Origin of the sequence: Parvibaculum lavamentivorans DS-1 (genome assembly GCF_000017565.1) — a bacterium.
Classification (GTDB): domain Bacteria; phylum Pseudomonadota; class Alphaproteobacteria; order Parvibaculales; family Parvibaculaceae; genus Parvibaculum; species Parvibaculum lavamentivorans.
Map to the genome: position 1 here is coordinate 1,716,782 of NC_009719.1, position 20,838 is coordinate 1,737,619.

Here is a 20,838-nt window from a genome sequence, read left to right on the forward strand (position 1 = left end):
AGCCTTCCTGCAAGGTAATGCGCCCGGCCCCTTACGTGAACCCGTTGCGGCGGGGTGAAATTTGATAGGCTTCCGCAATGAATATGGATGTGATCGATCTGCGCGACTTTTATGGGCGCCCGCTCGGACGAGCCGCGCAGTACCATATATCAAGGCGTATCAGGCAGATTTGGCCGGATGTGCGGGGTCTGAATATGCTCGGCCTTGGCTTTGCCACACCCTATCTCGCCCCTTTTCTATCTGAAGCGCAGCGCGTTGTCGGTCTGATGCCTGCCCGTCAGGGCGTGTTGCACTGGCCGCCGGAGGGAAAATCGCTCACCGGGCTGGTGGATGAGCGTGAATTGCCACTTGAAGACGAGAGCATGGACCGCGTGCTGGTCGTTCACGGTCTTGAGGCCAGTGAGTCGATGCGGGGCATGCTCCGTCAGATATGGCGGGTGCTGGCGCCCGGCGGTCGCGTCCTGATAGTGGTTCCGAACCGCCGGGGGCTTTGGGCGCGGCGCGAGGCGACGCCGTTCGGCCATGGCCAACCCTTTTCGCGGGTACAGCTCACGCAACTTCTCCGGGAGTCGATGTTCAGCCCATCCGCCTGGGAAGTCGCGCTCTTCGCGCCGCCGTTCGACTGGCGGCCGCTGCTGCGCTCCGCTTCCGCCTGGGAACGGGCGGGACATATCCTCTGGCCGCGCTTTTCAGGTGTTATCATCGTCGAGGCGACGAAACAGATTTATGCCGCGACACCTCTTCCCGTCAGCCGGAAGGTGAAAGCCCGCGTTCGCGCGATTGCGCCCATCCCGTCGCCCGCGCGGTCCATGACATCGCGGCAGGAAGAAGGCTGAGCAGCCGTCAGTCGCGGCGCGATAGCAGAAAGACGGCGTCGCTTGCCAGCAGATTGGCGATTGCTCCCGGCCTTGAAATGCGGCGCGCCCGGTTGCCGGTTACCGTCACCGCATCCTCGATCTTGAGCCCAAGATCTTCGCAGAGCTCGGCGAAATCTAGCAGCGTACAAAGGTGGATATTCGGCGTGTCGTACCAGGAATAACCAAGCGACCGCGTCTCCGGCATGCGCCCGCTGAAGAGCAGTTTCAGCCGCACGCGCCAGTTACCGAAATTCGGAAATGACACGACGACGCAACGGCCGATGCGCTTCAGCGCCCGCATGACTTCCTTCGGGTTACGTGTCGCCTGGATCGTCTGGCTCAGGATCACATAGTCGAACGCCCCGTCCGGATAAGCTGCAAGGTCCGTATCGGCATCGCCCTGAACGACGGAGAGCCCGCGCGCGACACAGGCATTCACGCCTTCCTGGCTCAGCTCAACGCCGCGTCCGTCGACATTCTTCTTGCTTTGCAGCAACGCCAGCAGGTCGCCGTCGCCGCAGCCGACATCGAGCACGCGGCTACCCGGCGCAATCATCTGCGCAATGAGGTCGAGGTCGATGCGGCTGGCGGCCTGGCTATTGCCCGTACTCATGCGACAAGGCCCCGCGTGCGCGCGGCGCTGTCGATAAAGCCCCGCAGCGTTGCAAACATTTCGGGTTCATCGAGCAGGAAGGCGTCGTGGCCTTTGTCGGTCCTGATTTCGACGAAGCTTACATTTGCAGCCACAGCGTTCAGCGCGTGGACGATCTGCCGGTTGTCGGAGGTAGGAAACAGCCAGTCGCTTGTGAAGGACACGACACAGAAGCGCGATGTTGTGCCTCTGAAAGCGTTGGCGAGGACACCGCCGTAGTCGGCTGCCAGATCGAAATAGTCCATCGCGCGCGTGAGGTAGAGATAGGAGTTCGCATCGAAGCGGTCGACAAAGGTCGAGCCTTGATGGCGCAAATAGCTTTCGATCTGGAAATCCGCGTCGAAACCATAGGTGACACTGTCCCGGTCTTGCAGATTGCGGCCGAACTTCCGGTGCAAGGCGGTTTCGGACAGATAGGTGATATGCGCGGCCATGCGCGCGACCGCCAGCCCTTTGCCGGGTGTGGTGCCATTCGAAAGATAGCCGCCCTGCTTCCATTCCGGATCGGCCATGATCGCCTGACGGCCGACCTCGTGGAAGGCGATGTTCTGCGCGGAATGGCGCGCAGCGGTCGCGATTGGAATGGCGGAAAACACGCGATCGGGATAAGCAGCCGCCCATTGAAGGACCTGCATCCCGCCCATCGAGCCGCCGATTACGCAAAACAGGTCTCCGATGCCGAGCTTGTCAAGCAGCATCGCCTGCGCGCGCACCATGTCGCCGATGGTGATGACGGGAAAATTGAGGCCATAGGGCTTGCCGGTCTTCGGGTCGTTGTCCTTCGGCCCGGTGGTGCCCATGCAGCCGCCAACAACGTTCTGGCAGATGACGAAAAAGCGGTCCGTATCGATGGGAAGACCGGGGCCGACCATGAAGGGCCACCAGCCCGGCTTGCCGGTGAGCGGGTGTGTGCTCGCTGCATACTGGTCGAGCGTCAGGGCGTGGCAGATCAATACCACGTTCGACTTATCGGCGTTCAGGGTGCCGTAGGTCTCGTAGGCAATGGTAAACGGGCTGAGGCTGACGCCCGAATCGAGGGCGAGCGGCTCGTCGGCCCCGAAGGTCATAACGGCGCTATGCGCGTTGACCCGGTCGCCAGTATCTGCCGCTTTGCCGGGGTTTCCGGCCTCGGGCCGGCCTCCCGCCTTCTCGATCGTGTTCATTGCGCCTCTGCGCTGTTTTTGTGGCTTAGGCGCCTTGGAAAAAGGCTCTGCGGCCCCCGCCAAACAGGGTGCATAGCTAGGGATGCACCCCCCAAAATGTCAATGTTTTCTTTGATTTTAGCAGGTTGCCCTCGTATGAATACCGCTCTTGCGGACCGGGGAGAGGGGCTCCGCCGCGAGCCCGTTTCCCCGCCGAGTAGCAGAAATGACGATCGAGACGACCAGCCCTGAAAAAGCGCTTGCCGAGGTCCGCAAGGAAATCGACGCGCTGGATGATGCGCTTCACGATTTGCTGATGAAGCGGACGGAACTCGTCGTCGAGGTCGCGGAAGCGAAAGCGCGTGCGGCGAGCGCGGCGGGGGAGGGCAGCTTTGTCGCTTTCCGCCCGGCCCGCGAGGCGCAGGTTCTCAGGCGCCTTGCCGAGCGGCATCGGGGAAGCCTCCCTGTCCGCGTCATTTTCCGGCTCTGGCGGGAAATAATAGCGGCCATGACGCGCATTCAGGGCCCCTTCCGCGTGGATGTTTTCGGAGGCCAGGATGGCAGCGCGCTCAGTTTCTGGGACCTCGCGCGCAGCTATTACGGTTCGTCGACACCGATGGAGCTGCATGACAATGCGCGCGACGTCTTGCGCCGTGTTGTTCAGGACAGGTCTGTGGTCGGTATCTTGCCGGAGCCTGGAACTCATGCCGCCGCCGACTGGTGGGTGATGTTTGCTGCCGGTGGCCAGTCTGAGGCGCGCGTTGTCGCCTGCCTGCCTTTCATCGACGTGGCGGAAGGCGAAAATCATGTACGGGCGCTTGTGGTGGCGCAGACCGGTTTCGAGCCGACGGGCGACGATACGAGCCTCGTTGCCATTTCGTCGTCGGAAAGCCTGAGCGACAGCCGCGTCACCTCTCTGGTCGCAGCGGCCGGATTTTCAGGCCAGCGGATCGCTGACGCTAAACTTGCGGATGGACCTTCCAGTCACATCTACCTGATTTCCATGCCGTTCCATGTGGCGGAGGATGACAAGCGTCTCGCGGCGCTGGAAGGCGGCCCGATTTTGGAGGCACGGCTTCTGGGCGGCTACGCGAATCCGATCGAGCGAGCGACCGATGGCGAATGAAAAGATGAGCAATCGTCCGACGCCCCAGCCCGGCATTCTCGAGATTGAAGCCTATGTCGGCGGCCGCGCGGGGGCCGAGGGCGCCGGCAAGGTTTTCAAGCTGTCCGCCAATGAGACGCCGCTTGGTGCGAGCCCGAGTGCGAAGGAGGCTTTCATGGCGGCGGCCGATGCCATGGCTCTCTATCCGGATGGCGGTGCGGATGAGCTGCGGCAGGCGATTGCTTCACGGTACGGGCTGAATGCCGGCCGCATCGTATGCGGCGCGGGCTCGGACGAGCTGCTGCATCTTCTTGCCCAGGCCTATCTCGGCGAAGGAGATGAAGCGATCTCGACCGAGCACGGATTTCTCGTCTACCCGATCGTGACCAAGGCTGCGGGCGCGAAGATCGTTCAGGTGAGGGAGAAAAACCTCCGCGCCGATGGGGATGCGATCCTCGCGGCCGTTACGCCGAAGACGAAGATCGTTTTTCTCGCCAATCCGAACAATCCGACCGGCAGCTATTTGCCGGCCGATGAGGTTCGCCGGCTTCAGGCGGGCCTGCGTCCCGATATTCTCCTGATCATCGATGCGGCCTACAGCGAATATGTGAGCCGCAACGACTATGAGGCGGGAATTGAACTGGTTGCCACATCCGAGAATGTCGTCATGACACGCACCTTCTCCAAGATTTACGGCCTTGCGGCGCTGCGTCTCGGTTGGATGTATGCGCCCGCCCATGTCTGCGATGTGATCAACCGTATCCGCGGGCCGTTCAATGTATCGATCCCGGCGATGAAGGCAGGCATTGCCTCTCTTTTCGACACGGCCCATCTTGAGAAGTCTCGCGCGCATAATGACAAATGGCTCGCCTGGCTCACGGAAGAGATCTCAAAACTGGGGCTCGATGTTGCGCCAAGCGTCGCCAATTTCCTCCTCATCCATTTTCCTCCTCAAGCGGGGCAGACGGCAAAGGATGCTGACGCCTTCCTGATAAAGCGGGGCCTCATCCTGCGCCAGATGGTGTCTTATGGGTTGCCGGAATATCTGCGGCTCTCGGTCGGCTCGGAGGAGGCGAACCGTCTGGTCGTCGCCGCGCTTGCCGAATTCGTCGGCAAGGCACGCGCGTCATGAGTGCGAAGCCGCATTTCGAGCGTGTGGCGCTGATGGGGCTTGGTCTGATCGGCGGCTCGCTGGGCCATGCCATGAAGCGCGCGGGGCTTGCCGGCCATGTGAGCGGCTATGCGCGCTCCGTCGAGACACGCGCACGTGCGCTGGAAATCGGGTTCATCGACAGCGCCCATGAAACGGCGGCGGAAGCGGCGAAGAATGCCGACCTCGTCGTCATCTGTACGCCTGTGGGCGCACTTGGAAGTGTTGCAGCCGAAATCGAGCCGGTGCTAAAAAAAGGCGCGATCCTGACCGATGTCGGTTCGGTCAAGATGGCGGTGGTGCGCGATGTCGGGCCGCATGTGCCGGAGGGTGTGCACTTTATCCCCGGGCATCCGATAGCAGGCACCGAGGAGTCAGGGCCCGATGCGGGTTTTGCCGAACTTTTCGATGGCCGCTGGTGCATCCTGACCCCGGTTCCCGGCACGGAACCGCAAGCACTTGAGAAACTCAGCGCCTTCTGGACGGCATGCGGCTCCAATGTCGATGTGATGGAGCCGCGCCATCATGATCTCGTCCTCGCGATTGTGAGCCATCTGCCGCATATCATCGCCTATAACATTGTCGGCACGGCGAGCGATCTCGAAGCGGTTACACAGTCGGAAGTCATCAAATATTCCGCCTCCGGCTTTCGCGATTTTACGCGCCTTGCCGCCTCGGACCCGACCATGTGGCGCGACGTCTGTCTCAACAACAAGGAACCGATCCTTGAAATGCTGGGCCGGTTCTCCGAGGACCTGACGGCACTCCAGCGTGCTATCCGCTGGGGCGATGGCGATGCGCTGTTCGATCTCTTCACGCGCACGCGGGCAATCCGCCGGTCGATCATCGATGCAGGCCAGGATATCGCCGCGCCGAATTTCGGCCGTAACCCCACTCATGCCAAAGCCGCCGACGAGGACGACGTTCAGTAGAGCGGCTCGAGCCTGGCAACCGCAAGCGGCCCGAGATAGAGAAGGCCTTCGCGCATCATCACCGGGATGCGGACTTCATTCGTCTTTTTTCCCTGAAACTGTGAAACAAGAACGAGCCCGGCCAGCGCTACGTTTGCCTCACGTTCTTTGACGAGGCCGTCTCGAACCATCGCATCGAGCAAGGTTTCGAAGCCGGTGATCTTTGCGTCGAACTGGCCTTCGAGCCTGCGCCGTGCATCGAGCTTGAATTCGCCATGTGCGGCAAGATCGAGCGGCCCCCATTTCACGATCAGCTCCGAGATCGACAGCACGCCGCCTGTCCGCTGCCATTCACGCAGGAGTTCGATGGCGCTCACATGCGGCGTCTGCGGCAGATCGCGCAGCCGCGCCTGGGCGACGATCTGCTTGATATTGGGCCCCAGTGCCAAAATCTTTTCTTCGCTTTCGAGCACCACGCCATCGGCCTGAATGGCAACATCATAGCTGCCATTTATGAGGCCATTGGCTTCGTCGATGGCGGCGCGGGTGTGGAATTGCAGGCGCTCGGCGGTCAAGCGGTCGTTCAGCCCGGTTGCGCCCCGGCGGTGCCGCGCATCCAGTTCCTCGATGTCTATCGCGATGCGGCCGAAAGGGGCATCCGCCACATCGACATAGCTGCCCCAGGCCTTGGCGGCCGTGGCGCGTGCTTCGTTTCGCGCGGGCGCGGATGCCGTTACGTCGCGATAGCTGAATGTCTGCTCGCCTTCGAGATTGACGATGACGTGCCGCAAATTGTAGGGCAGCAATGCGAACGCCGCCCCTTCGCCGTGCCATGCCCACTCCTCGGGGGCGTCCGGCGCGCTGGCACCAGGGGCGGTGAAGTCTGCCTCGATCCGGTATGGGTATCCGGTGATGGCAAGATCGTCCCAGCTCACGACGAGGCCGTTATCGCGCCGCGCCGCAAAGGCTTCCACGCCCTCGCGCAGTTCTCCCGCGATTGTGAACCAGTAGACGGTGTAGACCGCCACGAGCAGCAGCAGGGCCGCAGCCGGCAGAAAGAGGCCCCAGCGCCTTTTGGGAGGGGCGGGCCTTATGTCGGTTACAGGATCTGTCATCCGCTACTCACTCATCATCTGCGACTACCGGCTTTGCTTCCTGTCGCGCCGCAATTCTATAGTCTCCTCGCAACGAGAGAGACAGCATGCAGGATTTGTGGGTTTTTGGATATGGTTCGCTCATGTGGCGGCCCGGCTTCGAGCATGAGGAGCGCCGCCCCGCCCGGCTGCGCGGATATCACCGTTCCTTCTGCGTCTATAGCCATGTCCATCGCGGAACGCCGGAAAAGCCCGGGCTGGTGTTCGGCCTCGATGCAGGCGGCTCCTGCCGGGGCGTCGCCTTTCGCGTGGCGGGCGAACGCGCGGATGAGACGCGGCGCTATCTTCAGGCACGGGAACAGGTGACGCTTGTGTATCGCGATGTAGTGAAACAGGTGGAGCTCGTCGATACTGGCGCGCGCGTTGATGCCCTCTGCTTTGTTGTCGACCGCGCCCACAAGCAATATGCAGGGCGTCTGTCCTTTGAGGAGCAGGTCTGCCTGATTGCGGCGGGGGAAGGGCGGTCGGGCCCCAATCCCGATTACCTCGAAAGCACTGTCCGTCATCTCGACGAAGCGGGTCTTCCCGACAAAGGCCTCAGCCGGCTTTGGTGCGCCGTAGAGCAGCGTCTGCATCGATCTCTGGAGTTCCGGTGAAGCTGCCCAGGTCCGTCAACGCGCGCAACACGGCACGCTCACGTGATTTGGCAAGCTTCATTCCCGGTTCGAGCCAGATGCCTTTGACTTCAAGCCGCCCTTCGCCGCGATGCGCCTTCACGTCGGCGCGGCCGATAAATCTGTCTCCCTCGATCAGCGGCAAGACGTAATAGCCATAGCGCCGCTTCGCCTCGGGTACGAAAACCTCGATCCGGTAGTCAAAGCCGAAAAGCCGCTCCGCGCGTTTGCGGTCGCGGATCGCCGGGTCGAAGGGCGAGAGAAATCGCATCTCCTCCGGCGGAGGCGGCGCGGCGTGGAGGCAATCTTCAATGTCCGCCGGCGCGAGGGCGGGGCGAAGGGTGCCATCGGCGCCTTCCACCAGTACATCGACGATTTCCTTTCGTTTCAGCGCCGCGACCGCCCATGCCTTGGCGCGGTCGATGGACACAAGCTTCCAGAAGGCCGCCAGTTCCTGCGGGGTTGCAAGGCCAAGACGTGTCATTGCCTCGCGGCAGGCCCAATCCGTTGTCGCGGTCCGGCTCGGCCGTTCGCCGCGTATCGGCTCGGGAATGACGCGTTCAGCGAGATCGTAGACTTTCTCGAAGCCCTCGCGCCGCGCGATTGCAAGCTCGCCCGTCCGCCACAGCGTTTCCAGTGCCGTTTTCGATGGGCCCCAGCCCCACCAGGCGCCTTTTCCCTTGTCCTCGAAATCGCGCGCCATCAGGCCGCCTTCGCGACGGATGCGCGCTCTCACGTTACGGATGACCTTTGCACCATCCGGGCCGATGCGGTCCTGCCAGCGCGGGTTCTCCTTTATTCGCGCCTTCGCCGCCTGGAAGCGGTGGCGCCAATGTGGATAGAACTCGATGGGAATGAGCGAGGCATCATGCGTCCAATGTTCGAACAGCGCGGTCTCGTCATGATGCAGCATCTCCAGATGCTCGCGGCGGTAATGCGGGGTGCGAGAAAAAAGGATCAGGTGATGCGCGCGTTCGACGGTATTGATCGAGTCGAGCTGAACGAAACCAAGCCGCCGCACAAGCGTCAGCGTATCCTCGGCCGCGTGCGGCTCCGCATGCGGACCCGACAGCGCATGGCTGTGGAGAAAGAGCCGTCGCGCATCCGCATTGGAAATTGTCAGTGGCGTCATGGTGCGATCATAGGCCGAGTCGCGCCTTCGCGCTCAGCGCGGTTCATAGACGAATTCGAGTTTCAGCCCGTCCGGGTCCGCGAACATGAGGGCGTAATAGCCATCGCCATATTCGGGATAATCCGTTGGCGGATCGAGCACGAGCGCCTCATTTTCGACAAGCAGCCGGTAGAGCCCGTCGACATCCTCGCGGCTTTCGGCGATCCAGGCAATGTGATGAAGGCCGGGCGAATAACGATCATGTTGCCTTGCAGCGTTCGGCCCCTTGGCCTTGAAGATGCCGATGGTCGGCAGCCGGTCCGGTGAGGTTGCGTGCTCCCAGTCGATACCATGTTCGTCTTCCGACCAGCGCCTGTAGCCCATATAGCCGAGCACCGTATCGTAGAAAGGCGCTGACGCCCAAGGGTCCGTCACCGTCAAATCGATGTGATGTGCAAAGCCCCGCATGCCCTTCCCCCGGATCTATTCGCCGCGTTCCTTCAGGAAAACCTCTTTCTCTTCTCCAAGCCAGAGAAAACCTTCCATCGCCGTATTGGCAAGCGAGTTTGCAATCTCAGCGCAGCCGGGCGCGATCCCCGCAGCGCCGAATTCGCCGAGCGCGTCCCATATCCTGCGTTCGGCGCGGGTGAAACTCTTCAGCAGTGTCCCCGCCTCATCGCCCGAAAGCGCGGCCTGGGCGCGCAATGCGAGTTGCTTCAGCCATTCCATGTCCTCGTCGGGCGTGCCGGGCAACAGCTCGTCGCGCTGCAGAAGTTCTGCAATGCGAAGCGCGGCCGCCGCATATATCCCGGTGCGGCGTTTCGCGAAATCCTGCCAATGACCATGGGTCACATCTGCGGCCGTTTCGTAAAAGCGGCTGGCCGACTGGCAGGCCACGCCCAGAGCCTTCAGGCCGGCTTCTTCCGGCGTCAGCATGACGGTGTTCATGACGTTCTCTCCCTTGGAACGATCACAGTGAGCGCAGCCCGGGCAACGCGAAACCGCACCGGCGTTTCCGTGATCTCTTCGCCATCGGCAAAGACATGGCGCTTCGGATGGGTGGTAATCGAGATTTCCGCTCCCTCCTCGCAAAATACCTCAGGCGCAAGATCGGTCCGCCCGAAGCGGAGGAAGGGAAGAAGCGCGGCCATCCCGAAAATAGAACGCGGCACCGCGGCATAAAGGTGCAGTGTTCCGTCGGTCAGCGTCGCATCGGTATGCACAGTCATGCCGCCGCCATAGAAGCGGCCATTGCCGACGAGAAGCTGGATGCAGCGCATCTCGCGGCGGCTGTATCCATCTTCAAATATTGCCCTGAAGGAACGTGACTTCAGTCCCGCCTCAATGGCGCTGATCGCGTAGCTCAGCACGCCCCACCTTCTCTTCCGCTCCTTTGTCTGCAAGCGGCTGATCGTGTTGGTCATGCCGATGCTGGCGGCATTGAGAAAGGGCTTGTCGTTCGCATAGCCCACATCGACCTCGGAAATCCGTCCTTCGCGAAGCAGCGCCGCCAGCTGAAAGACATTTTCCGGCATTCCTAGTGAACGTGCGAAGTCGTTTGCGGTTCCTGCCGGCAGTACGAGAAGGGGCAGTTTCCGTTCGACAAGGCATTCGATCAGCGGGCTCAAGGTACCGTCGCCACCGGCCACGCCCACCGCATCCACCTCTTGCGCCTCCCGCAAAAGCCGGACGCAAATGGCAGGATCGTCCGGCCGTTCGTGCCGGACCTCAATGCCCAGTTCTCGCGCCGCCGCAAGGAAAGAATCCGTGTCCCAGCCGCCTCCGCCGCCGCTGTTCGGATTCTGAAGCAGCAGGAATTTGCGGACAGAAAGTTGAGCCGGCCTCTGCATCCGGTTCCTTCCGATGGTCGGGGTGCGGAATGTATCTAGAGGGATTTTGCGTCAGGAAAAGGGCGGTGGCCGAAACTCAGCTGCACTTCGAGTAACCGCAGGCGGTGCAGGTTTCACAGCCTTCCTGGCGCACCATGCCGCGCTCGCCGCAGCGCGGGCACCCCTTGAGGCCGGTTATGACCGGGTTTTGCAGCGGCGGCGGGCCTCCGGCGACCGCACGCAGGGCTTCCGTCACCGGGCGTCCGTCCTTCGCGGCAATGAAGCCGGTGTCGATCATATGCTGCTCGATCACCTCGCCAATGGCGGCAAGCAGGCTCGGCACATAGCGGCCTTTCATCCATGAGCCACCGCGCGGATCGAACACCGCCTTCAGCTCTTCCACCACGAAGGTCACATCGCCGCCGCGCCGGAAGACGGCCGAGATCATCCGCGTCAGCGCCACCGTCCATGCGTAGTGCTCCATGTTCTTCGAGTTGATGAAAATCTCGAAGGGGCGGCGCCTGCCATCCTGCAGAATATCATTGATGGTTATGTAGATCGCGTGGTCGCTTTCCGGCCATTGCAGCTTGTAGGTGAAACCCGGCAGTACTGTCTCGCGTTCGAGCGGCTTCGACATATAGACGACGCCGTCCTTTTCATACCGCTCGCCGGCGGCGGGTGCGTCAAGCGGCAGCGCGGCTTGCGGCGCTTCGGCGGGTGCCTCCTCAAGCGACAGCACGGAGCCCCGCACATCGCTCGGCCGATAGGTCGTGCAGCCCTTCAGGCCCTTCTCGTAAGCGTCCATATAGACGCTCTTGAAATCGTCGAAGGAAATATCCGCAGGTACATTGATCGTCTTCGAGATCGAGCTGTCGATATAGTCCTGCACGGCGGCCTGCACCGCGATGTGTGCTGCGGGCGAAAGGTCCTGGGCGTTGACGAAATAGTCCGGCAACGCCGCTTCGGCGCCGAACATTTCGCGGAATTTCTCCACCGCCTGGTCGCGCACATGTTCCTCGCGCCGCGTGCCGTCCGGCATCAGTACCTTGCGCTTGTAGCCATAGGCGAAGACGGGCTCGATACCCGAAGAGACGTTTCCCGCGAAGAGCGAAATCGTGCCGGTCGGCGCAATCGACGTCACGAGCGCATTGCGGATGCCGTGTTCGGCAATGGCGTCGCGAATATCCTTGTCGAGCGCCGAGATTGTTTCGCCCGCGAGATAGGCGTCGGCGACGAAAAGGAGGAAAGGGCCCTTCTCCTTCGCAATGTCGACAGAGGCGAGATAGGCCGCGCGCGAGAGCACCTTCATCCATTTGCGGATAAGCGTGACGGAGGCTTCCGAGCCATAGCGCGCGCGGCACATGATGAGCGCGTCGGCGAGGCCGGTCACGCCGAGGCCGATGCGGCGCTTCGCCGTGGCCTCATGGCGCTGCTCGGGCAGCGGAAAGCGCGATACGTCGATCGTGTTGTCCATCGCGCGCACGGCAACATGCACGAGTTCCGACAATTCGCTTTCGTCGATATGCGCGTTTTCGGTGAAGGGTTCCTTCACCAGCGCCGCGAGATTGATCGAGCCGAGAAGGCAGGCGCCATAGGGAGGAAGCGGTTGTTCGCCGCAGGGGTTCGTCGCGTGGATCGTCTCCGCGTAATAGAGATTGTTCCGCGCATTGATGCGGTCGATGAAGATGACGCCGGGCTCGGCATAGGCATAGGTCGCGGCGATGATCCGGTCCCAGAGCGCGCGCGCCTTCAGTGTCTTGAACACGGTGCCGCCAAAAGTCAGTTCCCAGTCGGCATCCGCCTTCACCGCCGCCATGAAGGCGTCGGTCGCGAGCACCGAGAGGTTGAACATGGTGAGGCGGCCCGGCTCCTGCTTCGCCTCGATAAAGGCTTCGATGTCGGGATGGTCGCAGCGCATGGTCGCCATCATGGCGCCGCGGCGCGAGCCTGCCGACATGATGGTGCGGCACATCGCGTCCCAGACATCCATGAAGGAGAGGGGGCCGGACGCGTCCGCGCCCACGCCCTTCACCGGCGCGCCCTTCGGGCGCAATGTCGAGAAGTCGTAGCCGATGCCGCCGCCCTGCTGCATGGTCAGCGCGGCTTCCTTCAGGTTCTGGAAAATGCCTTCCATCGTGTCGGGGATTTCGCCCATCACGAAGCAATTGAAGAGCGTCACGTCGCGCCCCGTACCTGCGCCCGCGAGAATGCGGCCGGCGGGCAGGAAGCGGTAGCCCGCCATCGCCTCATGAAAACGCTTTGCCCAGTGCGCGCGCGCCTCGGGGGCTTCCGCCTCCGCCAGCGCGTTGGCCACGCGCCGCCAGCTATCGTCCACGGTCAGGTCGACGGGGGTGCCGTCCGGCCCGTGCAGGCGGTATTTCATATCCCAAATCTGTTCGGCGATCGCTTTCATGAGGGCAGCCTAGGCGCGCATCGGGCGCAAATCAACGTTCTGGTTTTGTCCGCTTTCTGTCACAAAGCGGGCCCTATTAAATGGTTGTAGAGATTAAGAAATTCCAGATATCCCCGGATTTCACAGAGAGGCTTGGGGCTGATTTTCCACAGGCTGGGCGTTGCCGCCCGTCTCCGCCAGCAGACGTCCGGTCGCGGTCTCTATCCGCGTTTCGAGTTCGGCCATGAAGCTCTTTCGGTCGAGCCCGGCCGGGATCGGCTCCAGAAACTCCAGCAGGATGGTGCCGGGCTTTCGCGCGAAGCCGCGCCGTCCCCAGAAGAGGCCTGAATTCACGGCGGCCGGCACGCAAGGCACGCCGAGCTGCCGATAGAGCGCGGCGACGCCGGGCTTGTATTCGAGCTTGCTGCCCGGCGCCGAGCGCGTTCCCTCCGGGAAGATCACGATCGGCCGTCCTTCGGCGATTGCCGCCTTCCCTTGTGAGACGAGCCGGCGGATGGCGTTCGAGCCCGCGCCCCTGTCGATGGCGATCATGCGCGCCTTCTGCGCATACCAGCCGTAAAAGGGAATCCAGAGCAGCTCGCGCTTCAGCACCATGGCGGGGTTGTTCAGGATCGCGGTCATCACGATCGTGTCCCACATGGACTGGTGTTTGGATGCGACCAGCACGCCGCCTTCAGGCAGGCTGCCGCGCACCTCATAGCGCGTGCCGGCCAGAACGCGCAGCAGCCACAGCGTCATATGCGACCATGCGGCCATCGCGCGGATGGTGTAGCGTCGCGGCAGCAGGAAGCAGGGGGTTGCGGCGATCACGATAACCACCGAAGCAGCATAAAAGACCAGGTTGAAGGCAGCGGAGCGGAGCCAGAGCAAGGGAGCGCGGTCCTTTCCGTTCAAGACTGCATGGACGACTGGCGCCCATAGGTCAGCGTCAGCAGATATTTCGTATATTCGGAAATCAGCAGCCGTGTGGTGCCGGGATAAGCCCACCAGCCATCCAGATGAAGCGTATCCTGGAAGACAGGAAAGGCGCTGATTTCGACATCGGGCATGGCGCGGGCAAGTTCGAGCCGCGCGCGCGGCAGGTGATAGGTGCTCGTCACCAGGATGATCGAGCGGTAATTCCTTTCGCGCACCCATTCGGCGGTCTCGGTCGCATTGCCGATGGTGTTCTCGGCCATATGGCCGAGATCGACGCAACAATCGAACTTGGCCGAGCCGCCTGGCACCATCTCCTTCAGCGACGCGACGCTCACATCGGGATGAACGCCTGTAATCAGCAGCCGGTTACCCTTGCCTTCCTGCAGCAGCTTGTAGGCGGCGGTAATGCGGTCGGGGCCGCCCGTCAGCGCGACAATGCCGTCCGCCACGGGCACGCGAACAGGGGGTATCCGTTCCAGTTCGGCGGTAAAGAGGAAAAAGCCGGCGACATAGGCCGCCGCGAGCAGCGCCGTGAAGCCCACGAGAATGCGGAGAGTGCGCCGCCCTGTTCTGTGCCGCAGCGTTTCGCTGGCCGCCATTGTCCGCTCTCGCCTGTTGCCGGGCCCGTCTACCCGCTTTTCATTCTATCATAGCCCGGTCGGCGCACATGATATGGGCGGCGCGCCTTAAGTAAAGCGCCGTTCCCGGGCCCTAAAGCATGCGCTCCAGTGTGCTGAAGACGGTTAATCGGGCTGTCATCACGGTGACAAGGGCGGCGGCGAAGGGGATAGCGAGGAGAAAGGGATAGTGCTCCGGCGCGAGGCCCGAGGCGGCGATCAGGAACATGTCCCCCGCGCCGCCCACCAGATTGAGGGCAAGGAATGTCAGGGCCCCGATGGCCGTGCCGATCAATCCGCCGCGAAATCCGAGGTGCAGGAAATGGCGTTGCACTTCCGCCGCGATGAAACGGTCACGCGCGCCGATCAGATGCAGCACCTCCACCACCTCGCGGTTGGCGGAGAGGCCAGCTCGAGTCGCGAAAACCACGATGGCGATGGTCGTGCCGGCCACGACGGCGAGAATGCCGAAAGCCAGCCATTCGGCGGAGCGCGCCGCACTCATCAGTTCGGACCGCCATTGCCGGTGCGTGTCGAGCGATGCGCCGGGTGCGGCGGCGGCCGTGTCGATGGCGAGGGCGGAAAGGTCGGGAGGTGCGTCTGTGTCGATCCGGATGTCGATCAGGCGGGGCAGCGGCAGGTCGTTCGTTACCATGCCCCGGCCGAGCCAGGGTTCGAGCAGCGCCGCCGTGTCGTCGAGCGACAGGGGCGAGGCGGAGATGACGCCCGGCGTCTGCGCCAGCACCGTCATCACGGCGTCAACCTGCTCATCGGGCGCCATGTTGCGCGAAGGGCGGATTTCGATGGTGAGGGCGCCTGAAAGGTCGCTCGACCATTCGTTTGTCTTCGCGCCCACGGAGAGAGCGGCGCCAAGTGCGAGGCTTGCAAGAAAGCCCATGGCGGCGACCACCAGCATCAGCGATGCGCCGGTGGCGCCCGCCGCCGGCATCACGCTTCGCGTCTCAACCAGAAGGGCCGCGAGCGTTCTGCCGAACCCGCGCTCCTCGTCATGGAAGGTCGGCGCCGGGTCGGCGCGGCCTGTGCCCGTGCGGGCCTTATGGCGAAGCGGGTCAGCCACGGACGGTCAGCCCCCCGTTGCGCAGCACCAGTTCCGGCGCGCCGGCCGCCTCTACCAGCGCGCGATCATGCGTCGCGATGAGGACGCAGGTGCCGAGCCGGTTCAGCTCCACAAAAAGCCGCAACAGGCGCTGGCCCATTTCCGGGTCGACATTGCCCGTCGGTTCGTCGGCAAGCAGCACGTCCGGCTGCGCGACGACGGCGCGCGCAATGGCGGCGCGCTGCTTCTCGCCGCCCGAAAGCGTCGGCGGTTTTGCGTTCATGCGGTCGCCAAGGCCGACCCAGGCGAGCAGCTCCTCCACATCGGCGCGGTAGCTCTCTTCCTTCCTGCCCTGAATTTTCAATGGCAGGGCGATGTTCTCATATGTCGTCAGATGGTCGATCAGCCGGAACTCCTGGAACACCACGCCGATGCGGCGGCGGAGCGGCGGCAGGTCGGCGCGGGGCAGGGTGGCAATGTCCTGGCCGAACATGGTGATGAGGCCGCGCGAGGGCCGGTTTGCAAGAAACATCAGCTTCAGCAGCGATGTCTTGCCGGCGCCCGAGGGGCCGGTCAAAAAGTGGAAAGAGGCCGGCGCGAGGTGGAAATTCACGTCGCGCAGCACTTCCGGCCCCATGCCATAGCGCAGGCCCACATTCTCGAAGCGAATCATGGTTGCGACGGTATCATGGAACCGGCCATGCGATGGAGGCCGGACGGCGCGGAAGCCGCTTGTTTCCGCGAAATACCGGCCATCGCCGCGAGGTTTTTAACGCGCCTTTAACCATGCGCGATCTTTCAATAGGCTCCTTCGGGAGCCCGGTCCCGTGCCCCTGTTCAGGGGCCGTGCCGGGGTTCCGTTTCGGCTGTCCATATACCAGATCGATTGCCCCGGATGATCATCACCTGCCCGTCCTGCTCGTCGCGCTACCCGGTGGATGCTGCGTCCTTCGCACCGGCGGGCCGGAAGGTGCGCTGCGCCAAGTGCGGCCATAGCTGGCACCAGTCGCCGCCCTCGGATATCGAAGCAGCCGCCACGCAGCGCGTCGATCCGCAAGGCGCCGTGGAAGCGCCCGCACCGGTCGTCGCGGCGCTGGCGGGCCGTAAAAAAATCTTTGGCGAGAAATCGGCAGCGGACACCCGTGCCGCCGGCGATGTCGCGGCTCCCAGGCCGGCGCCCGAGGAAGACGACATTGTCTTTGGCGACAAGGTTTCCGACGAGAAAGAGCCGGAAGCGAAGAGTGGACGCAGCGTCGCCGATATCGGCAACAGGTTCAGGGCCGAGGTTCGCCGCGCCGCCACCATGCGCCGGGGCAAGACGCTCACGGCGGCGGGCTGGGTGGTGCTCGCGCTCTTTGTCGGCGCGACGCTCGGCGCGGGATATTTCTACCGGATGGAAATAGCAGCCGCCTGGCCCGCGACCACGAAGGTCTATGCGGCGCTCGGCGAGCCGATCAATCTGCGCGGTCTCGAATTCCGCAATGTCTCCTATGAGCGGCAGACGGAAGAAGGCTTGCCGGTGCTCGCGGTGCGCGGCGAGGTGGTCAATGTAAGCGGCGAGCGTGTTGCGCTGCCCCGCCTTCGTGTCGCCCTGCTCGATGAAAAGCAGCAGGAGCTTTACCACTGGACCTTTGCGATCGCGGAAACGCAATTGCCGCCGAACGAGGCCGCGCCCTTCATCACGCGCCTGTCGAGCCCGCCGCCCGAGGCGCGCGATATCGAGGTGCGCTTTGCCGAAAAGACGGCACCTCTGCCACCGGAAGAAGCGATGCTTCCCGCCGAAGAAGAAGCGGCGCCCCTGGATGTGCCGGCGGAAGACGGGCCGGACGCTGCGCCGGCGGTGGACGAGTAGACGAATGAGCAGCCTCGCGCCGAAGGGTGCCCGCATCAAGGTGCTTTATCCGGCGGAGGAGATTGCGGCGAGGGTGCGGGCGCTCGCGGCGGATGTGTCGGCTGCGGCTGGTGCCGATCCGCTCGTCATTCCGATCCTCAAGGGAAGTTTCATTTTCGCCGCCGATCTTCTGCGCGCGCTGCATGAGGCGGGCGTCGAGCCGGACATGGATTTCATCAGCCTTTCGAGCTACGGCGCGGGCACCACGTCGCTCGGCGAAGTCCGCATTGTGCGCGACACGGAAGCCGTGGTCTCCGGGCGCGATGTTCTCATCGTCGACGATATCCTCGAATCGGGCCGCACGCTTGCCTTCGCCAAGGATCTGATGGCGGCGCGTGGCGCGCGCAGCGTCAGGACATGCGTTCTCTTGCGCAAGCCGGGCAAGCTCGCGGTCGATATCGAGGCGGATTTCGTCGGCTTCGACTGTCCGGATCGTTTTGTCGTGGGCTACGGCATGGATGTGGCGCATGCTTTTAGACAGTTGCCCTTTGTCGGCTATGTGGAGCCTTGACCTCAATGGCGCGCATTCTCGTTGCGGAAGATGAACCCGATGTCAGAACCTTCGTCGTCCGCGCGCTTGGCGGCGCGGGACATGAGGTCTCCGGTGTCGGCGATGGCAGCGATGCGCTGGAAGCGTTGACCCGCGCGCGGGAGGCGAACCGGCCGCATGATCTTCTGTTGACGGATATTCTCATGCCGGTGATGGACGGTGTCTCGCTGGCGCTGCTCGCATCGCGCGATGCGCCGGCGCTTCGTATCATGCTGATGACGGGCTATTCAGGCCAGCGCGAACGCGCCCATGGGCTCGACGCGATCATCCACGACATTCTGCTGAAGCCCTTCACGCTCGATGAACTGGTGACGCGCGTTGCGGCAGTGCTTGAGGGCAAGACCGCCTAGAACCGCTGCAGCAGCCGGTCGAGATAATCGAGTTCGATTTGCGGCCGGCCCAGTTCCGCCGCGCGCTTGCGAAGCTCCTCGAGGATCTGCCGCGCGCGCTGCATGTCGATCTTGTCCGGTACGGTGACTTCATTGCCGGATGCGGTGCCGGATTGAGGCATCGGGCGTCCGAAGGGGTCGGTGCCCGCCTGGCCCTGTCCTCGACCGCGTCCGCCTTTTCCTTCCATCAGCTTGTCGGCAAGCGCCTGGGCACCCGCCTGCATGCGTTCGATTGCCTGTCCCTGCGATCCTGTGGCGCGGTCTGCGCGGCCGTCGCCGAGGCGGTCTTCGGCGCTCTTCATCGAGTTTCCGGCTTCCGCCAGCGCGTCCGGCGCTTCGGCGCCCGCTTCGCCGAGCTTGCTCAAAATATCGTTCAACTGTTCGCTCAATGCGTGTTGTTCGGCCGCCAGCCCGTCGAGCGAGGGCTGCTGCCTGCCATCCGGCATGCCGAGCGGCGTTCCCTGATCGCCATCGGCGCGCTGCCGCTCCATTTCGCGGAAGGTGCGGTCCATCAATTCGCGCTGCTTGCCAATCAACTGGCCCATCTCGTCGATGGCTTCGCTCATCGCCCTGTCGCCGGGGCTCATCTGTGCGTTTTGTTGCGGCACTTGCAGGTTTTCGAGAATGTTCTGCAATTGCTCCAGCATCGCGCTTGCCTGTTCGCGGGCGCCATTTTGCGCCAGTTCGGCAATGGCATTCATCATGTCTTCGAGTTCGCCGCGATCGATGGTCTGCGCATTGCCATCCGGCATCTCGCTCATCATCGGCATCTCGCCCTGTTGCGCGGCAAGCGCCTGCATATAGCGGTCGAAGGCGGATTTGAGGTCGTTCATTAGCTTTGCGATTTCGTCGTTGCCGGCGCCTTCCGCCAGCGCATCGGCAAGCGCCTTGCGGGCATCGCGCAGGTCGCGCTCGGCAAGGGAGAGGTCGCCATCCTCGATCCTCAGCGCAATCGACCATAGAAGGTCGTAGATGCCGGTCAGGTCGGTGTCGCGCCGCGCTTCGGTCAGCCGCCAATAGGCCGCGCGTAGCGAGAGAAAAACGGATTTGTCTTCGATATAGCGGTCGGCATCCTGCGTGAAATTGTCGATGAAGCGCGCCACGCTGGCGCCCGAGCGCGGATCGAGGGCGAGGCGGCGGCGCTGCTCGATAATGGCGCGCGCGAGCGGGTCGGTGAACTGGCGTGCGGGCAGCACGATATGCAGCGGTTCGGAAAGCCCGGTCTGCTCCTTGTCGTCCGTCGCGGCGAGGGTGATGGTGACGGGGAGCCCCGCCCAGGGATGCGCCGTCAATTCCGCATAGGTCGCGCCCTCGGCCTCGCGCGGCCGCGCCGAGGGTAGCGTCAGCTTTACATCCGGTGCCGTCACGCGCGGTTGCGGCACATCCATTTTAGGTGCGTCCGGCTTTTCCTTCCGGGTGAGCGCGATGCGCGCTTCGGCGGAGACGACGCCGTAATCATCCGTCACCTTGTAGACAAGGCGCAGCGCATTCGAGGCCGATTGTTCGAGGGGGCCGGCAAAGGCGATCTGTGGCGCCTTGTCCGGCGTCACCTCGATGTGCCAGGCGCGGATCATGCGTCCGCCTTCCGTCAGCGCGACATCGGCACTCTCCGTCAAGGGTGCGTCTATCGCGTAATTGCCGTCGCTCACCGTGTTCAGCGGCTGCGGCTTGGCGCGCTCGTCGCCATGGCTTTCGAGCAGCGGCGCGTTTTTCAACCCGTGGACGCGCAGAGACAATGTCGCGCCTTCCGGCACCGTCAGCGATGCCATGGCTTCGGTGTCGGCGCGGCGCTCAAGATAGACAGGCGGTTTGCCGGTATAGCCCGGCGGCGTCACCCAGGCTTCGATGCTTGCCGCCCGTGCGCCGCTCGCGCCGGGCACAAGCGCATCGGCGATGCGGTCGAGATGGCCGGGGCCCGTTCCCGCCACGCCCACCACGAGCAGCAGCAGCACGATGGCGCGCAGCGCGAAGGGATCGCGCGCCGCAAGCAGCGATGCGGGTAGCCCGAGGCGAAGCCGTTTCAGCCGGTCGGCGATCCAGCGGCGATGCGCGGCCCAGAGCGCCGGGTCGCCGGTATTCTCCGCCGCCACATCTTCATAGGCCGAGAGCGGCGCATGCGGTAGGCCGGATGATTTTTCGAGATGGCGCAGCGCCTCGTCGCGGCTCGGCCAATGGAAGTCGCGAAAGCCGCGCCACAGGAGCCAGACGATGGCTGCGCCGAAGACTGCCAGCAAAAGCCAGTGCGGCAGCGGCGACAAGCCGGAGAAGAGGCCGAACAAGGCGAGCGCAATGAAAAATCCGGCCACGCCCGTTGCCGGCCACAGGGCGGGCAGCAGGGCTTCGAGAACCAGCAATGCGCGGGAAACGCGCACGCGCCGCTCCACGCGGGCAGGCAGCATCGTGCCGCGCGCCGCTTTCTCTTTCCGTTCCGGATTATCGTTTCTGCGGCCGAACAATGCCTGAAGCCCTCAACCTGTC

21 protein-coding genes are annotated in these 20,838 nt (G+C 63.4%); 8 read left to right on the forward strand and 13 right to left on the reverse strand.

Features of this window, described 5'->3' with window-relative positions; all coding sequences use genetic code 11:
- The first annotated feature begins 77 nt into the window (after positions 1-77).
- A complete protein-coding gene (locus tag PLAV_RS07995; RefSeq protein WP_012110486.1) occupies positions 78-836 on the forward strand; it encodes a methyltransferase domain-containing protein in 759 nt (252 codons plus the stop codon).
- Positions 837-843: 7 nt separating this feature from the next.
- Here the strand turns inward: PLAV_RS07995 and metW are convergent, their stop codons facing one another.
- Both metW and metX read right to left on the reverse strand, forming a co-directional pair.
- Positions 844-1,470, reverse strand: a complete 627-nt coding sequence (gene metW / locus PLAV_RS08000; RefSeq protein ID WP_012110487.1) for a methionine biosynthesis protein MetW — start codon at positions 1,468-1,470, stop codon at positions 844-846.
- Positions 1,467-2,576 (reverse strand): homoserine O-acetyltransferase MetX, encoded by a 1,110-nt coding sequence (gene metX, locus PLAV_RS08005; protein ID WP_245545270.1) that lies wholly within the window; start codon positions 2,574-2,576, stop codon positions 1,467-1,469. Before metX ends, metW begins: the two co-directional genes overlap by 4 nt.
- A gap of 301 nt (positions 2,577-2,877) precedes the next feature.
- Between metX and pheA the strand changes: the two genes are divergently transcribed.
- From pheA to PLAV_RS08020, 3 genes are read left to right on the forward strand one after another with little or no spacing between them, the layout of a single operon-like run.
- Complete coding sequence (gene pheA, locus PLAV_RS08010; RefSeq protein WP_012110489.1) at positions 2,878-3,777, forward strand: chorismate mutase; 900 nt, start codon at positions 2,878-2,880, stop codon at positions 3,775-3,777.
- Positions 3,767-4,888: a histidinol-phosphate transaminase gene (gene hisC, locus PLAV_RS08015; RefSeq protein ID WP_012110490.1), complete on the forward strand. Its 1,122-nt coding sequence runs from the start codon at positions 3,767-3,769 to the stop codon at positions 4,886-4,888. The genes pheA and hisC overlap by 11 nt, the downstream gene beginning before the upstream one ends.
- Complete coding sequence (locus PLAV_RS08020; protein WP_012110491.1) at positions 4,885-5,838, forward strand: prephenate/arogenate dehydrogenase family protein; 954 nt, start codon at positions 4,885-4,887, stop codon at positions 5,836-5,838. Before hisC ends, PLAV_RS08020 begins: the two co-directional genes overlap by 4 nt.
- Here the strand turns inward: PLAV_RS08020 and PLAV_RS08025 are convergent.
- A complete protein-coding gene (locus PLAV_RS08025) occupies positions 5,832-6,932 on the reverse strand; it encodes a DUF2125 domain-containing protein (protein ID WP_012110492.1) in 1,101 nt (366 codons plus the stop codon). The genes PLAV_RS08020 and PLAV_RS08025 overlap by 7 nt on opposite strands.
- Before the next feature lie 86 nt (positions 6,933-7,018).
- Here PLAV_RS08025 and PLAV_RS08030 point away from each other — a divergent pair, with 86 nt between their 5' ends.
- The gene (locus tag PLAV_RS08030) at positions 7,019-7,567 is read left to right on the forward strand and encodes a gamma-glutamylcyclotransferase (protein ID WP_012110493.1); all 549 of its coding nucleotides are present in this window, start codon (positions 7,019-7,021) and stop codon (positions 7,565-7,567) included.
- On the opposite strand, the gene PLAV_RS08035 is transcribed toward PLAV_RS08030, so the two are convergent.
- From PLAV_RS08035 to ftsE, 9 genes are all read right to left on the reverse strand, one after another.
- On the reverse strand, positions 7,509-8,717 hold the full coding sequence (locus PLAV_RS08035; RefSeq protein WP_012110494.1) for a winged helix-turn-helix domain-containing protein: 1,209 nt from the start codon (positions 8,715-8,717) through the stop codon (positions 7,509-7,511). The two genes, PLAV_RS08030 and PLAV_RS08035, sit on opposite strands and share 59 nt — an antisense overlap.
- A 33-nt stretch (positions 8,718-8,750) precedes the next feature.
- Positions 8,751-9,164, reverse strand: a complete 414-nt coding sequence (locus PLAV_RS08040) for a VOC family protein (protein WP_012110495.1) — start codon at positions 9,162-9,164, stop codon at positions 8,751-8,753.
- Positions 9,165-9,179: 15 nt separating this feature from the next.
- On the reverse strand, positions 9,180-9,644 hold the full coding sequence (locus PLAV_RS08045) for a hypothetical protein (protein ID WP_012110496.1): 465 nt from the start codon (positions 9,642-9,644) through the stop codon (positions 9,180-9,182).
- Positions 9,641-10,546, reverse strand: coding sequence for a YegS/Rv2252/BmrU family lipid kinase (locus PLAV_RS08050; protein WP_012110497.1), 906 nt, complete (start codon positions 10,544-10,546; stop codon positions 9,641-9,643). The genes PLAV_RS08045 and PLAV_RS08050 overlap by 4 nt, the downstream gene beginning before the upstream one ends.
- Before the next feature lie 76 nt (positions 10,547-10,622).
- On the reverse strand, positions 10,623-12,938 hold the full coding sequence (locus tag PLAV_RS08055) for an adenosylcobalamin-dependent ribonucleoside-diphosphate reductase (RefSeq protein WP_012110498.1): 2,316 nt from the start codon (positions 12,936-12,938) through the stop codon (positions 10,623-10,625).
- Between the two features lie 120 nt (positions 12,939-13,058).
- Entirely contained in the window at positions 13,059-13,808 is a 750-nt protein-coding gene (locus tag PLAV_RS08060; RefSeq protein WP_041535912.1) for a lysophospholipid acyltransferase family protein, read from the reverse strand.
- Positions 13,809-13,828: 20 nt separating this feature from the next.
- Positions 13,829-14,455, reverse strand: coding sequence for a YdcF family protein (locus PLAV_RS08065; RefSeq protein ID WP_012110500.1), 627 nt, complete (start codon positions 14,453-14,455; stop codon positions 13,829-13,831).
- A 112-nt stretch (positions 14,456-14,567) separates the two neighbouring features.
- Entirely contained in the window at positions 14,568-15,551 is a 984-nt protein-coding gene (locus PLAV_RS08070; RefSeq protein ID WP_012110501.1) for a cell division protein FtsX, read from the reverse strand.
- Positions 15,544-16,203 (reverse strand): cell division ATP-binding protein FtsE, encoded by a 660-nt coding sequence (gene ftsE / locus PLAV_RS08075; RefSeq protein WP_012110502.1) that lies wholly within the window; start codon positions 16,201-16,203, stop codon positions 15,544-15,546. Before ftsE ends, PLAV_RS08070 begins: the two co-directional genes overlap by 8 nt.
- 222 nt (positions 16,204-16,425) lie before the next feature.
- Between ftsE and PLAV_RS08080 the strand changes: the two genes are divergently transcribed.
- The 3 genes from PLAV_RS08080 to PLAV_RS08090 are packed head-to-tail and all read left to right on the forward strand — an operon-like array spanning position 16,426 to position 18,321.
- Positions 16,426-17,382 (forward strand): DUF3426 domain-containing protein, encoded by a 957-nt coding sequence (locus PLAV_RS08080; RefSeq protein WP_012110503.1) that lies wholly within the window; start codon positions 16,426-16,428, stop codon positions 17,380-17,382.
- 4 nt (positions 17,383-17,386) lie between these two features.
- Positions 17,387-17,932 carry a hypoxanthine phosphoribosyltransferase gene (gene hpt, locus PLAV_RS08085; RefSeq protein WP_012110504.1) on the forward strand — a complete coding sequence of 182 codons (546 nt, stop codon included), beginning with the start codon at positions 17,387-17,389 and terminating at the stop codon, positions 17,930-17,932.
- A gap of 5 nt (positions 17,933-17,937) precedes the next feature.
- The gene (locus tag PLAV_RS08090) at positions 17,938-18,321 is read left to right on the forward strand and encodes a response regulator (RefSeq protein WP_012110505.1); all 384 of its coding nucleotides are present in this window, start codon (positions 17,938-17,940) and stop codon (positions 18,319-18,321) included.
- Here the strand turns inward: PLAV_RS08090 and PLAV_RS08095 are convergent.
- On the reverse strand, positions 18,318-20,816 hold the full coding sequence (locus tag PLAV_RS08095; protein ID WP_012110506.1) for a TIGR02302 family protein: 2,499 nt from the start codon (positions 20,814-20,816) through the stop codon (positions 18,318-18,320). The two genes, PLAV_RS08090 and PLAV_RS08095, sit on opposite strands and share 4 nt — an antisense overlap.
- Positions 20,817-20,838 lie beyond the last annotated feature (22 nt).